Source organism: Halopseudomonas salina (genome assembly GCF_008641105.1).
Genome location: NZ_VTTI01000022.1, coordinates 1 through 12,932 on the forward strand (window position 1 = coordinate 1; position 12,932 = coordinate 12,932).

15 protein-coding genes are annotated in these 12,932 nt (G+C 60.2%); 11 read left to right on the forward strand and 4 right to left on the reverse strand.

The window, feature by feature from the left end; genetic code table 11:
- The 9 genes from FZF01_RS19435 to FZF01_RS19440 form a co-directional block, all read left to right on the forward strand.
- Window positions 1-1,963: BAR domain-containing protein (locus FZF01_RS19435; protein WP_190325451.1), on the forward strand; the 1,963-nt coding region annotated here is incomplete at its 5' end.
- A gap of 2 nt (window positions 1,964-1,965) precedes the next feature.
- Window positions 1,966-2,466 carry a hypothetical protein gene (locus tag FZF01_RS19070; protein WP_150277515.1) on the forward strand — a complete coding sequence of 167 codons (501 nt, stop codon included), beginning with the start codon at window positions 1,966-1,968 and terminating at the stop codon, window positions 2,464-2,466.
- A gap of 3 nt (window positions 2,467-2,469) precedes the next feature.
- Window positions 2,470-4,179, forward strand: coding sequence for a hypothetical protein (locus FZF01_RS19075; RefSeq protein WP_150277514.1), 1,710 nt, complete (start codon window positions 2,470-2,472; stop codon window positions 4,177-4,179).
- Entirely contained in the window at window positions 4,180-4,638 is a 459-nt protein-coding gene (locus tag FZF01_RS19080; RefSeq protein WP_150277513.1) for a hypothetical protein, read from the forward strand. It begins immediately after the preceding gene.
- Window positions 4,639-4,649: 11 nt separating this feature from the next.
- Window positions 4,650-6,191: a hypothetical protein gene (locus FZF01_RS19085; protein WP_150277512.1), complete on the forward strand. Its 1,542-nt coding sequence runs from the start codon at window positions 4,650-4,652 to the stop codon at window positions 6,189-6,191.
- A gap of 2 nt (window positions 6,192-6,193) precedes the next feature.
- Window positions 6,194-6,913 (forward strand): hypothetical protein, encoded by a 720-nt coding sequence (locus FZF01_RS19090; protein ID WP_150277511.1) that lies wholly within the window; start codon window positions 6,194-6,196, stop codon window positions 6,911-6,913.
- 32 nt (window positions 6,914-6,945) lie between these two features.
- Window positions 6,946-8,826 carry a collagen-like domain-containing protein gene (locus tag FZF01_RS19095; protein ID WP_150277510.1) on the forward strand — a complete coding sequence of 627 codons (1,881 nt, stop codon included), beginning with the start codon at window positions 6,946-6,948 and terminating at the stop codon, window positions 8,824-8,826.
- Window positions 8,739-9,353: a hypothetical protein gene (locus FZF01_RS19100; protein ID WP_150277509.1), complete on the forward strand. Its 615-nt coding sequence runs from the start codon at window positions 8,739-8,741 to the stop codon at window positions 9,351-9,353. Before FZF01_RS19095 ends, FZF01_RS19100 begins: the two co-directional genes overlap by 88 nt.
- A 58-nt stretch (window positions 9,354-9,411) precedes the next feature.
- Complete coding sequence (locus FZF01_RS19440; RefSeq protein ID WP_188434290.1) at window positions 9,412-9,564, forward strand: hypothetical protein; 153 nt, start codon at window positions 9,412-9,414, stop codon at window positions 9,562-9,564.
- Between the two features lie 323 nt (window positions 9,565-9,887).
- Here the strand turns inward: FZF01_RS19440 and FZF01_RS19105 are convergent, their stop codons facing one another.
- Window positions 9,888-10,586: a hypothetical protein gene (locus FZF01_RS19105; protein ID WP_150277507.1), complete on the reverse strand. Its 699-nt coding sequence runs from the start codon at window positions 10,584-10,586 to the stop codon at window positions 9,888-9,890.
- A gap of 170 nt (window positions 10,587-10,756) precedes the next feature.
- On the opposite strand from FZF01_RS19105, the gene FZF01_RS19110 reads away from it, so the two are divergent.
- Complete coding sequence (locus FZF01_RS19110) at window positions 10,757-11,323, forward strand: hypothetical protein (RefSeq protein WP_150277506.1); 567 nt, start codon at window positions 10,757-10,759, stop codon at window positions 11,321-11,323.
- Window positions 11,324-11,362: 39 nt separating this feature from the next.
- On the opposite strand, the gene FZF01_RS19115 is transcribed toward FZF01_RS19110, so the two are convergent.
- From FZF01_RS19115 to FZF01_RS19125, 3 genes are all read right to left on the reverse strand, one after another.
- Window positions 11,363-11,575 (reverse strand): carbon storage regulator, encoded by a 213-nt coding sequence (locus tag FZF01_RS19115; RefSeq protein ID WP_150277505.1) that lies wholly within the window; start codon window positions 11,573-11,575, stop codon window positions 11,363-11,365.
- Between the two features lie 67 nt (window positions 11,576-11,642).
- Window positions 11,643-11,936: a hypothetical protein gene (locus tag FZF01_RS19120; protein WP_150277504.1), complete on the reverse strand. Its 294-nt coding sequence runs from the start codon at window positions 11,934-11,936 to the stop codon at window positions 11,643-11,645.
- Between the two features lie 121 nt (window positions 11,937-12,057).
- Window positions 12,058-12,336, reverse strand: a complete 279-nt coding sequence (locus tag FZF01_RS19125; protein WP_150277503.1) for a hypothetical protein — start codon at window positions 12,334-12,336, stop codon at window positions 12,058-12,060.
- A 287-nt stretch (window positions 12,337-12,623) separates the two neighbouring features.
- On the opposite strand from FZF01_RS19125, the gene FZF01_RS19130 reads away from it, so the two are divergent.
- A partial coding sequence (locus tag FZF01_RS19130) for an N-acetylmuramoyl-L-alanine amidase (protein WP_190325445.1) occupies window positions 12,624-12,932 on the forward strand: 309 nt, incomplete at its 3' end.

The window sequence follows — 12,932 nt, forward strand, 5'->3', positions numbered from 1 at the left end:
GGCAGACAGCCAGCTGGACCGGTTCAGTTCCAAGGCCAAGAAAGCAGGCCTTTCGCTGCTGGCTGCATTCTCGGTGGTCGCCGTATCATTAAAAAACAAGCAGAACGCTCTGGCGACCGGCCAGATGGTGCGACTGGCGGAGCTGTCGGGCACTACTGCGGAGAAGTTTCAGGGCTGGGCGTTTGCTTCTAAAGGTCTGCGCATCGAGGCGGACAAGCTGGGCGACATCTTCAAGGATGTGCGCGACAAGGTAGGCGACTTTCTGCAGACCGGTGGCGGGCCGCTGGCTGACTTCTTCGAGAGCATCGCGCCGCAGGTGGGTGTGACGGCTGACCAGTTCCGCGATCTGAGCGGCCCGGATGCGCTGCAGCTGTATGTATCCAGCCTGGAGAAGGCCAACGTCTCGCAGAACGAGATGACGTTCTACATGGAGGCGATCGCCAGTGATGCGGCGTTGCTGCTGCCCCTGCTGCGCGACAACGGCAAAGAGTATGAGCGCCTGGCACAGCAGGCCAGAGAGCTTGGCCTGGTGATGAGTGAGGACGTGGTGCAGGGCGCCAAGGCGTTCGAGCGTTCCGCTAATACGGCGAGCGCTGTGTCTGAAGGCTTGGGGCAGCAACTGACCGCAGAGCTGGGCCCTGCGATGAACATGTTTACCGGGGTTTTGGTTGACACATCGCGCGAGGGAAAGATCGCCACCCGGGTTGCCGCGCTGCTTGGCGCGGTAATCAAGGTTTTGGGTACCGCTGTACTCATCGCTGGTGATGGCTTCGGCGCCCTGGGGCGATTCATTGGTGGTACGGCAGCAGCCGCGGTATCCGCAGCAAAAGGGGACTTTACCGAAGCTGCGGACATCATGCGGCAGATCGGGGAAGACAACGCCCAGGCCACTGGCGAGATGATGGGCAAGATTGCCAAGCTGTGGGACGGCACCTATGAACAGGTTGGCGAGACGGCGTCCAGCGTAGCCGACCAGCTCGAGCAGAGCGAGAGGCGCTCCACGGCTGCGGTGGTTGGTGGCACCGAGGCAAAGAAGAAAGCCTATACCGACATGGTCGAGCTGGCCAAGGGCAAGATCAAAGAGCTGACCGATGCTGAGCGCGATGCCAACAAGGACGTGGAGAAGTACCGCGACGAGCGCCTGGATATTGAGAAGCGCTATGCCGAGGCGCTGAACCAGCTCGCCGGTGGCGGGGCGGGTGAGGCCAGCTATGGCAATGCCCAGAAGCTGAAGGTGAACGCCCGCAACGCCCTGCAGGCCGGGGACTATGAGGACGCCCAACGGCAAGCGCAGGCCGCACTCAAGATGCTGTTGGAGCTGCAGCAGGCCGGGGAGAACACTTACGGCTTTGCCGGGTTTGCGAAGGAGCTGCAGGACATTGAGCTGAGCGCAAACAAGTTTCAGCAGACCGATGCTGACGAGAAGCTGAAGGCGATCAAGGCCGAGCTGCAAGAGTTGAAGGATCTGACCGATCTGGAGATCAAGCCGTATATGTCTCCGGAGGCGATCAAGACCCTGGAAGACCAACTGAGCAAGCTGGGCAAGCTGCTGGGTGATGCATTCGTTATTACCCCCACGCTGGCGGTGCCTGAGTCTTCTACGTGGAATCTCACGCCTGATCGCACCACCAACCCCAAGGGCTATGCCACTGGCACCCCCAGCGCTCCGCCCGGTCTTGCCTGGGTGGGTGAGCGCGGGCCGGAGCTGGTGGCCTTTGGCGGTGGCGAGCGGGTGTTCACGGCTGATGCCAGCCAGCGCTTGGCCAGCGTGCTGAAAGGGCTGCGTGCCACGCAGGATGACATGGGCCTGACCTCCGCCGCGATGGATGCCGCCGAGAACGACTTCTCCGCCGGCGCGGCTATATACCTGCCGGACGGTCGGCAGGTGAATGCGCGGTTTCAGCAGGGCGGCCTGGACGAACTGGCCACCTATGTGCGGCTCGCGAAACTGAGAAAGGGGTGAGCATGTACCACTTGATGCTGGGCGGTGTGCGAATAGCTCACCAGAGCGGCTGGCCAAACGTGACCTATGAGCCAGAGGGCGGTACCTCCAGCGTGCGCCTGAGCGAGGGCAAGCTGGTGGAGATGTCGCACTGGGAAAAGATGCGCATCTCGATCAGTGGTAGCGGGCTGATGGGTGCGGGGCTTGAGGGTGTGGACTTCCGCTCTGACCTGGACCTGTGGAGCATCAAGGCCATGCGCCTGAACACGGCCAGCCTGACAGCTACGCTGACCACCGAGGTGAGGCCCGATGCGCCGGTGTGGTGCGATGCCCTGCTGGAGGATGGCCGCGAGCAGCGCACGCCGGTCACCATGGATGGTCGCGTGGCAACCATCACGCCTGTGGCGGATGCCGTGCAGTACAGCATTGGCTGGCTGCCTCGCTTTACCGTGCGCTGCCGCCGCCCGACTGAAAGCAGTGAAACCCGAACCAATGACTGGCAACTGATCTGCCTTGAGGTGTAACGCATGCTGAACAGCCTCCCGCTCAACAGCGCGCCGCTCAATTCTGTTGCCGTAAGCGATAGCCAAACCATAACCATCCAACCAGGTGGCAGCTTTACCTGGCGCTGGGCCGCCACGCTGGCGGGCGTTGATGTATCGGCCACCCTGGCCGGGCCAATGCGGATCGAGGCCGTAGAGGATGGCGACCGGGTAGCCACGTTTGATCTGTGGCTTGGCCCGGACCCTGTGACTATTGCGGATTACGCCGGCATGGCCGTGACGCTGGACTTTGTGGTGATGGGCGATCCGGTGTTGGCTGTGCGGCTTTTCACTGGCTCACTGGTGCAGCCCGAGTTCGATGTGCTCACCCGCGTGCTCAGCTGCACGGCCACCACGCGCCTGGCTGACACCATCGAGGCCATGCCGATTGAGCTGATCGACGCGCTGGTAGCGGGCCAATGGTCCGTGGATGTATTTGAAGAAACCGCCGGACGTTCGCGCTGGGAGTACGCGCAGGAGCGACTGAGCACCCGCACCGCCAGCCTGTGCGCTGGGCGGGACGGGCAGCCGCGCATTGTGGAGTGGTACCCGGCGGGCACTGCCTATGAGTTCGCCCCCGGCAGCACGGCATACCAGAGCCTGGATATATCGCTGGCCAGCCTGAGCGACACCACCAACGTGGTCGAGCTGGAGATGGACTACCGGTATTCCCGGTACCGAGAGCGCGGGCAGAGCTATAGCTGGCTGAACCCCGCGACGGGCGGCAATACCAGCATCACCGGCTTTAACGCATGGCGTGCCGACAGTACAGAGCTGCCTGACATTCAAATGGTGACGGACGCGGTCGAGAGCGCAGGGTGGTTTATTACCGCGTCAGATTGGTACCGCTTGCCCGGTGACCTGCCAGAGCTGCCGCAGCCCTGGTACAACAAAAATATTGATCTGCTGTTGGGGGCTGACTTCACCACGGCGTTCCGCTGGAGCCAGCGCGCCGTCGAGGCTTACCGGTTCCGGTTGGAGGTTGCGGCCGCCGTGGCGGCGGTGGGAGAGGTCATCACCCGTGACCGCGTGGTGCTGGATACCGACACGGATGCGGACGCGCTGTGGGAGTCCAGCCGCACTAATCCTGCCGCGGTAACAGGCGACGAGCCTATCGATCAGCTGCCGCGCCGCGATCAGCCCCGGCTTGATGTGGCAATCAACACCGCGCTGGCTCGCGCCAGGTCGCAGCTGCTGCAGGCTCAACGGGGTAACCGCGTGAGCTGGCAAGTGCCACTAGGCCATGCGCTGGACGTGGATATCGGCCAAGGCATCAGGTTGGCTGACCGCGCCACTGCGACGGGCGTTGTGGTGGGGCTAACCGCTGAAGGCGACCAGGAGACCGGCTCAGCCATGCTGACCATCACCCTGGCTGTGAGCCGCGGTGAGGCGGAAGCGGTGGCTGATGTGCTGGCCCCGCCAGATCCTCCGGAGTTTGTGGACGTGGTAGCGCCTATCATCAACCCGGTGCTGCCCACGCAACTGATCAAGGATTCGTCCAGCCCGCCCTATAACGAGGAGATGCCCGGGTTTGCCGGCAGCTACTCGATTGGCACCTGGCCTCCGGAGAATCGCTACCCCCGCCGCTTTGCGATTGACGCACCGGAAATACCTGAGCAATGGCGGGACGAAATCACCGCGGAGCGCGCCGTAGTTATCCGCGTTGCGCCCCCTGTTGATGTGCTGGAGATATAAATGGCTACCCCTACTGAACGATCCACGGGCATTCGTGAGCGCCTCAGCGCGCGTTCCAACGGCCTGAGCAGTCGCACCAATGCGCGGGCGGACGGCATACAGGAACGACTTGATGCTCGCCATCAGCGCAAGGCGGGCGAGCTGGTACAGAACCTGCTCGACATGGCCAACCCTGGCAAGCCGCTCCCCACACTCAAGCGCGAAGAGCCCCGCGGCGGCATCCCCCAGCGTCGCGGTTACAGCGAGGTGAACCAACAGCCCGGCACAGGCGGGCAGGGAGGCATTGCCGGCCCCCTGCAGGAACTGGACATCGACCAGCGCGAATACTACGCCCCGCTACTGAGCAGTGACGGCCTGTTTGCGCTGCCGCAGATCAAAATGCTGCAGATGACAGACGGCGGCGGCAATCCGTTCCAGGTGCAGCTGGCTGATCCGCACCCGCCAGAGCCTACGCCATGAGGCGGGCGTTGATGTGGCCCTGGCATGGCCCCGTCGCGAATGGCGCCATCACCCTTACTGATGAAAGCACACGACCTTACCCGCAACCCATCGACACCGTAGGCCCCGACATTTACGCCGGCCCCGGCGATACCCATCTGATCACCGTGCCGGGTATTGACCCCATCACACCGGAAGAAGAGGCTGTTGCGCCCCCTGGCGGCGAGTGGTGGGCCGGGCAGGCGCTGATTACCGGTGCCAGCTTGTACGGCCAGGCGCTGCGAGGCTGGATCTACCAGGCCGAGGACGGCAGCCGCTGGCGTGTTCATATCCGCAATGCGGTGGTGAGTGCCTCGGACACGGTGGGCGAGTTTGTTACCCGGCGCTTTGGCGAGTGGCATGTAGAGCCGCAGGAGAAGGTGCAGGGGTTTGCGTTGGGCTATGGTCGTGCAACAGGGGCAGATGCGGCCAAGGTGTTTGCTGACCTGCGCTCATCCGCCAACGGTGTATTGCGCCTGCATAGCGTCAGCTCCACTGGCCGGCATGCCGTGTTGGCCCTGGCAGCGTATCAAAGCGCCAACGTCTCACCTCTGGACAAGAAGCCGCGGCCCTACCGTTTCTACCTGTGCAGCGTGACGGGTACCGGCGCCGATCTGTTGGTGAACGTCAGCCTGCTTTATGACATCGCGGACATTCGGCCAGCCAGCATATTCACCGAGCCGCCCATTGATAACCGTATCCTGGGTTATGTGCTGGGCCCTGAAGTGGCGCGCTCCCCGGCGACGGAAGACGGGGTGTATGTGGGCGACCGCGTGACCTATGATTTTGCAACCGAGGTGCTGACCGGGCCCGGTGGCGGCACGGACGTACCCCGCGCCGGCGAGTACACCGAGCATTACCGCTGGATGTGGGCTGTGCGCTTTGCTGATGAAACCCCGGTGCCGGTTTACTTCCACCTCGGGCTGGTCAGTCAGGTTACGAACAACGGCCTTCAGTGGGAGACCGCCACCCAGCGCGTGCAGGTTGAGCGCACAGACGGCACCACTCAGATAGAGGTATTGGGCCTGGCTCAGTTGGCTGGTACCAGGGTGGCCAACACGGATGCGGTATTTGAAACAGAGGGCGCTGCGCAGAACTGGATTCAGCCGCTGCCCTGCAGCGTGACCAGTACCGTGTCTGGCGATGTGGTCAGCAATGTGTATCTGGTGGGCAGCGAGACAGCAACGGTCGGCGGCCAGGATCTGGAGAATCTAGGCAGGCCGCCTGGGGCGCTGTTGACCGGCGACAACCTCAGCCGTCGCCCGATCGCGCAGGTATTCGCTGGCCCGAAAGACTCGCAGCTGGGCTCTGAAATCAACGTGCAGTACCTGCTCGACCTGTTCAGCAACAACTGCATGGGCCTCAGCACGCGCAGCACCAGCACCGCCGGCAGCTATGTCGGCGCCCTGACGCCAGACGGACTCAAAACCAGCACCGGCACCTGGTCCGAAACCAACCTGTTGCAGTACGGCAGCTACAACCCCAAAACCGGGCAGATCATCATCGCCGCCCCCACGCCCGTCAACTGGATATAACCATGCAGAAATTCGCGAACAACTGGGCGACTGTGCTGAGCGCGCCCCTGGCCAGCACAGACAACACCCTGACCGTGCCCACCGCCCAGGCGGACAAGCTGACGTTTGCCTCTGGCGATTACTACGACCTGACGATTGACCCGAACGGTGACGCCCCTGAGATCCTGCGCATCACCGGCAAGAGTGGCGGGGTGCTGACGATTGGCTCACGCGCTCGCGAGGGCACTGTCACGCCTGGCAGCTGGGCGGCGGATACCGTAATTGCTTGCACTGTGACGGCGGCATTTGCTGAGCTGATACAGCAGGGCGGCGCCTCCGCAGGATCGCCTGCGATTTTGGTAGACGAGGAGGCCGGTACTTTTGCCGTGCCCGCGGGCGCTGCCAACGTATGCGTATTTATGGGCCTGGGTGATGTTGTTTTGGATCTGCCTGTCCCGTCTGCGGGGCAGGGTCATTCGTTCGATCTGTATGTGTCGGGCGGCGCCGAAGCTGGGGATCTTCGATTGCGACTAACCGGGGGGCCGATTTCTATTCTGGGTGGGCCGGCATTTCAAAGCGGTAACGACCTGAACGGGGACTTGGTCATCACTCCCAGCAGCGATTATTTCTATGGCCGAGTTGTATTGAGTAGCGCCTCTACCGAGGTGTCGTTCGGCCTGTTCCTACTGACCTCGGACTCTGCGTGGTTTGCCCTGACGCCCCCGGACCCGCAACCCAACTGAGCAACAACCCGCCTACAGTAACGGAGACACCCATGCAGCCTACCCAGCTCGCACTTGTGATTCATAAGGGCGCGACCTTCCGTGCCCTTCTGCGCGTCATGCAGCCGACGCCCGAATACCGCGATATCACCACCATCAGCCCCACCGCCCCGTTGCGCCTGACCGTAGACCACGGACTGCCGACCGACTGGCCGATCTGGATCGAGCTGGTCCGCCAGTTGCCAGCCCTGAACCGTGCGCTGCCTCAGGAGAGGCCGCACTTCGCGCGGATGGTGGATGCCGAAACGCTGGAGATCAGCACCATCAATGCCACTGGCAGCAAGGCCTCTGGCGGCCAGATCGTGTACTACCCACCCCTGCCGCTGACCGGTGCCACTGCAGAGCTGACCCTGTATGAGAAGGGCGCGGCTGTGGGCACCTTGCCGGTGACCGTGGATGCGGGTGGCTGGGTAGATGTGGTGCTGACCGATGAGCAGACCGAGGCGCTGGAGTGGAGCGCGCTCGAGTACACGCTCGACGTGCAGCTGGGATCGACTGACGTGCTGCGGGTTTATGCGGGCAAGGTGACTGCCATTGCGGCAGGAACTGCTCCGGCCACCTGTCAGGGCTTTGCTGTGATTGGTGGGGACCGTGGGCCTGCCGGGCCAGCAGGCGAACCCGGCCCGGCCTTCCAGGTCGACGCCACTGGGCTGCTCGCTGATCGCTCCGCACACGACGGCGAGGATCTGAACTTCTCGTACCTGGCAACGGACAACGGGATGCTGTACTTCCGGATCGCTGGTGGCGGATGGTCAGACGGCACACCGTTTCAAGGTCCGCCCGGCGAAGCCGGACCAGCAGGCCCGATGGGTCCGGCTGGGGCCCAGGGCCCGGCGGGTGCTGATGGTGCGCAGGGCGCGCCAGGACCACAGGGTCTGCCGGGCCCGGAAGGACCAGTTGGGCCAGCAGGCCCGCCAGGTGCTCAGGGTTTGCAGGGTGAAGCCGGCCCCCCAGGTCCGGAGGGGCCGATTGGCCCGCAAGGTCCGCAAGGTGAAACCGGTGCGGGCCTCGCAATACTGGGTAGTTTGGATTCGATCGCCGAGCTACCCGGCACAGGCATCCAAGGCGATGCCTATATCATCAATGGCGACCTTTGGGTGTGGGCGACTGCGTCTTCTGACTGGGTCAATGCTGGAAACATTCAGGGCCCGCAAGGTATACAGGGCGAAGACGGTGAATCAGGCCCGCAAGGGCCAGCCGGGCCGCAGGGCATCCAGGGCGAAGTGGGGCCGACCGGGCCGACCGGGCCCGAGGGCCCGCAGGGTGTTCAAGGTGTTCAAGGCCCAGCAGGCTCCGCAGGTCCTGCCGGAGAGGATGGACGAGAAGTCGAGCTTCGCAACGACGGGACCCACCTCCAGTGGCGTTACTTGGGGGATGTAACATGGATAAACCTGGCGGCGCTATCGGATCTGGGTAGCGGCGGTGGCGGCGGTGGTTTTACTGCGGTTTATGGTAAAGCGACCAACTCGGCAAACGTAAGTGTTCCAAGCGGAACATTCACTGAGGTCACGCTAAACACCACAGTGCATGAAGCCGGTGGTGAGATACATAATCCAGCGTCAAATCCCGGACGCCTTACGGTCCCGGCAGGCCAGGGCGGAGCATATATCATCGGTGCGGGTGTCTTTTTGTCGGCTAGCAGTTCAGGACGTCGAGTGCTCCGGGTTCAGAAGAACGGCAGCTCTGACATAGTGCGGCAAGATATTTCACCTGTAACTGTACCCACTGCTCCTACTGGGCTTGTTTGTAGTTCTGTCGTTACTTTAGCGGCTGGAGACTACATCACATGCCAGGCATTCCAAGATTCCGGCAGTACCTTACAGGTTATGGTATTGGATTTTTCTCCGATGCTCTGGATGGCGAGGGTAGGATAATGATGGCGAGCATCGTACTGACCGATATTGACCACTGTTCAGGTATAGCCGTATTAGCAGGCCAGCCAGATATTGAAAAATACTGGTTGTCAGGAAATGTTCTGTTTGTGGCTGATGTGCCCCAAGAATCTCTTGAACAGGCTCAAGCACAGTACAGCCCATTTCAGTCGATGAAGACGCAAACGATAGAAAAAAATAACTCACTTTTTGAGCAGGCCATGCTGGCCTTGACCGCAGACTACCCGCCAAGCGAAATCAGCAGCTGGGAGCGGCAGCGGGCCGAGGCACTGGCATGGCAGGCGGACCATGCCGCACCTACGCCATGGATCGACATTGCTGCCCAGGTGCGCGGAGTGCCGCGCGCGGAGTACCTGCAGCGCACTGTCGCCAAAGTACAGTTGTTCGCCCAGGCCAGTGCATTTCTGGTTGGGCGGCGGCAGGCGATTGATGACGCGATAAGGCGGGCCACTACCATGGCAGAGCTTGAAGCGATCCGGATCGACTACACGCTGCCGGGGGCCGCGTAAGTTCTTCGGCGTTGCTCTGTTCGGGCCATGGACCCATAACGCGCTGTGCCGGATCAAGATGGCACGCATCCAGCTGGAGCTGCAGGCGTACAAGGTTCACGTCAAGATCGGCGTAGGGCCGGGGCTGCCGTATCGGGACCGTGAGTTCGCGATCAATGCGATGGTAGGGCATGGAATGGATGCGAAGGATGCGCGGCGGGCGCTGGGGTAGGCCTAAAAACCGGGACTGCTTAACCCGGCACAACAAGGATGCCGCCTTTGAACACGGCACAGGGATAGTAGCGTAAGCGGGTAGGGCGGGGAGTGACGGGGTTCACGTCTCTGACTTGGGGGAAATTTGGTGCGATAGATTCCCCCAGAATCCCCTAAGCACGCTATAGCATCATCAGGATAGATGCGGTTCTAGGGCCTTGCAGCATATCGCAGTCCCGCAGAATAGGGGGTGCAAACGGATTCGAAATCCGTCCCCCAGAGATTCATTCCCATCAAATCAAATCGTAGACAAAAAAGGATGTTGCTGAAACAGGACCGAGGTCATGCATTGCCATTTGTGTGGGCAGGGAACTGGTCGGGTTTGGTCTCGGCTTTTTTGGCTACATGGGTGTTGAGCTCTGTAAAGTACTCGTAATGGGAAATAGAGGCTTCTTGCAATAGCGCGATTAAGTCCAGTGTAATGCACGTCGCCATGCCTATCTCAGCCATTATCTTTTCTCGCATGGCTCCATAGAACCAAAGCCTCAAGGGGTCTTCTGTCGTTTTGAAAAAGGCAAAGCAGTTGTAGGTAGCGATCCATAGAGTTGTTAGTTCCGTCTGAGCTTTGCCGTAGCTGTATCCTGAGGTTAATTCCTCGGTTATATCTGAGTCAGAGAATGTCTGGTACGCCCCTATAACATCCTTGCTGTCTTGCTCGCTTAGACGTCTCAGCAGGGTTTGAAGAACATTGTCTAGCCTTTCGCGTGACGTGTTTTGTACGTGCTGCTCATGCAGGAACGATTGCTGCTCCCGTTGCAGGGTGTGTTGAGCTTTAAGGGTTTGGTGTTGCTGCCAAAGGATCCCAAGGGTAAGTAAGCCTAGCAGTGGTGCGTAAATCCCTGCCATAGCAGAACCCATCTCTGCCCACTGCCCATGGTCTGATGTGATCCTCCAGCCAAAGTGCCAGATGTAGATGGCGATCGGCGCGAGCAGTGCGGCACCGGCGGCAAGAATGGCTAGGGCGAGCTTGAAACGTTTCATGCGGGGCTTCCATGCGGTGGCAGAGTTGCAAGCCTAGCATGCAGGGCTGTGGACAGGTTGTCCCCAAGCAGTTGAGGTCAGATGAGGTTTAATTGCATCCTGCAGCGGCTGGTTTGCGCTGAAGCTCGCCACTACCCATACTCGTTGGATATTAAACGGGTGGACGAATCATGCTAAAAGCAGCAAGGGCAGAGCTGAGAGCGGCGAAAAATGCGCTCGAGCACATGAGTAATGCGGAAAGTTTTGAAGAGTATGAAGACTATTGGAGACAGCTTTTGAACTGTCTTGAGAAGTGTTGGAACAAAGCTGAAAGAGGTTGTCAGCATGTTCGGGATCAGTTTCAGCCATGGCAAGGCAGAACCCAAAACCTACGGAAAAAAGACATGCTGCTTCGCTATCTGAAGCAGGCGCGGGATGCGGATAATCACTCTATTCAAGAGCTTGCGGAGCACAGGCCGGGCGGAACAGGGCTCGGATTTCCGAACGGCTCAGGCCATATTAAAAGGCTGGAAATAGTGAACGGTGAGATTGTCCATTACGAGGGCGATCCTGTAACCCTCACGCACTATCCTTCCAGGCTTCTGGTAAAAAGCGTCGTTAATTCCGGCAAGTGGTATAACCCGCCAACTAGCCATCTGGAAAAGCCTTTGAACTCGGCTGACCCTCGGATTCTAGGGAAGCTTGGGATCGAGTTTTACGAGCGATTCATAGATGAGGCTGAAACGAAATTTTTCTAACTGACTAGCAGATTGACCGGGGTCAAGGCATGACCGTGGTCAAATCTTGCCTTTTGCCTGAGTAATCGGCTGGTCCTGGTTCGGCGATGCGGACGAATCGTCATAGATTATTAGCTCTTCCCGCAATACAAGGATCTCCCTAGGGGCGTCGATACCAATGCGAGCGCACTGGCCATCGGTGTCGAGTATCTCAAGTATCACGTTGTCGCCTATATAAATGCGCTCGCCGATCCGGCGGGTGAGTGCAAACATGGTCTGAATTCCTTTTCAAAAAGCATGAGCATGCCATCGGCCGGCTCGGTTGTCTGCGAACGGGATCTCATTCTGGCCGGCACAGCCAGCTTTGAGCATAAGCCGCCCCGTCGACGAGCTCAATGCCGGAGATTACAAAAGCGTTGGGCGCCATGGATTGCGCGCTCGCGTCCAGTAGGTCAGGTATCTGCGGTTCATTCAGCGGCATCGCGCCCTTCAGCATGGCGATGATGGAAGCGCGGCCGAGTGCACAGCTCTCGTGGTTGATGCGCACGTCACCGCGGATCTCTTCTGCTTTTCGTAGTTGGTCGGGGGTGAGCGGTACGCCCTGGGCTCGCATGCGCCTAACGAGAAAGATCATAGTGTTGGTCAATATGCTGTATGGATGTACAGCATATTGAATGAGGCAGGAAAATCAATCTGTTTGATTCTGGGCAGCCCGGCTGCGTAGGCGGTCTGCAGCCGGGCCTGTTCGGCTGGGCTTATCCTCCGTATTCGTGATGGATGACCTGATCTTTCTCGACATCCTGCAGGCTGTCCCACTCGCAGTCTTGGGGTTCTGCTGAGGCGTCGAGTGGCGGGTAATAGCCGCTGACTCGCCCGGCCCAGGTGGCTCCTGATTGTGATTTGAGTGTTATCTGGATTTGCCCTTGGTGCTCGTCTGACTCCACGAAGACGCGGTCTCCAGACTGAAGGCCGCGGTCAATTTTTGCGTCTTGATCCATTCCAGTCGACATCGTAGTGGCTTTCTTAAAGATCATGCTGAGTGCTCCTGCGTTTAGAGGGAGCAGGTGACGCTATGTGACTGAATGAGGGGTGCAATGGTTAATAAGTGCTTTGCAAGCTCGATGAGGCTGGTGAGGAGCCTGGTCAGGAGGATCAGCCTTTTGAGTGTGTGTTCGTTCATAAGTACCTCAGATTGGCGAGAGCGGGATGCTTTCTTCCGGCTAGGGTGACTTTTTATTTCCGGCTGCTGATCGGTCGGAACCCGACTCAATATGTGCCCGCTTCGGCGGGCTTTTTTATGCCTGCAATTCAGGAGCAACCCATGCAAACGAGAACACTCTTCATCAGCGCCGGCCACTCCGACGCTGACCCTGGTGCTGTGGGGAATGGCTATACCGAGGCCGATATCGTGCTGGAGTTTCGGGACCTGCTCGCCGGCGCGCTGCGCGCCCGGGGTGTTGAGTTCAGCAAGGATGGTGAGCCCGGCCAGAACCTGCCGCTGTCCAAGGCATGGCGGCTGGCGGCCACGCAAGATATTGCCCTGGAGTTCCACTGCAACGCATTCCGCGCGGCAACGGCCACGGGCGTGGAGACACTGAGCTGGCCAGGCCAGATGGATCTCGGCGGGCGC

Coding starts and splice junctions, on each gene's coding strand:
- FZF01_RS19090 (WP_150277511.1), top strand. CDS start 6,194: ATGCAGAAATTCGCGAACAACTGGGCGACTGTGCTGAGCGCGCCCCTG.
- FZF01_RS19070 (WP_150277515.1), top strand. CDS start 1,966: ATGTACCACTTGATGCTGGGCGGTGTGCGAATAGCTCACCAGAGCGGC.
- FZF01_RS19115 (WP_150277505.1), bottom strand. CDS start 11,575: ATGTTTGCACTCACCCGCCGGATCGGCGAGCGCATTTATATAGGCGAC.
- FZF01_RS19110 (WP_150277506.1), top strand. CDS start 10,757: ATGCTAAAAGCAGCAAGGGCAGAGCTGAGAGCGGCGAAAAATGCGCTC.
- FZF01_RS19095 (WP_150277510.1), top strand. CDS start 6,946: ATGCAGCCTACCCAGCTCGCACTTGTGATTCATAAGGGCGCGACCTTC.
- FZF01_RS19080 (WP_150277513.1), top strand. CDS start 4,180: ATGGCTACCCCTACTGAACGATCCACGGGCATTCGTGAGCGCCTCAGC.
- FZF01_RS19105 (WP_150277507.1), bottom strand. CDS start 10,586: ATGAAACGTTTCAAGCTCGCCCTAGCCATTCTTGCCGCCGGTGCCGCA.
- FZF01_RS19100 (WP_150277509.1), top strand. CDS start 8,739: ATGCCAGGCATTCCAAGATTCCGGCAGTACCTTACAGGTTATGGTATT.
- FZF01_RS19085 (WP_150277512.1), top strand. CDS start 4,650: ATGTGGCCCTGGCATGGCCCCGTCGCGAATGGCGCCATCACCCTTACT.
- FZF01_RS19120 (WP_150277504.1), bottom strand. CDS start 11,936: ATGATCTTTCTCGTTAGGCGCATGCGAGCCCAGGGCGTACCGCTCACC.
- FZF01_RS19075 (WP_150277514.1), top strand. CDS start 2,470: ATGCTGAACAGCCTCCCGCTCAACAGCGCGCCGCTCAATTCTGTTGCC.
- FZF01_RS19440 (WP_188434290.1), top strand. CDS start 9,412: ATGGCACGCATCCAGCTGGAGCTGCAGGCGTACAAGGTTCACGTCAAG.
- FZF01_RS19125 (WP_150277503.1), bottom strand. CDS start 12,336: ATGATCTTTAAGAAAGCCACTACGATGTCGACTGGAATGGATCAAGAC.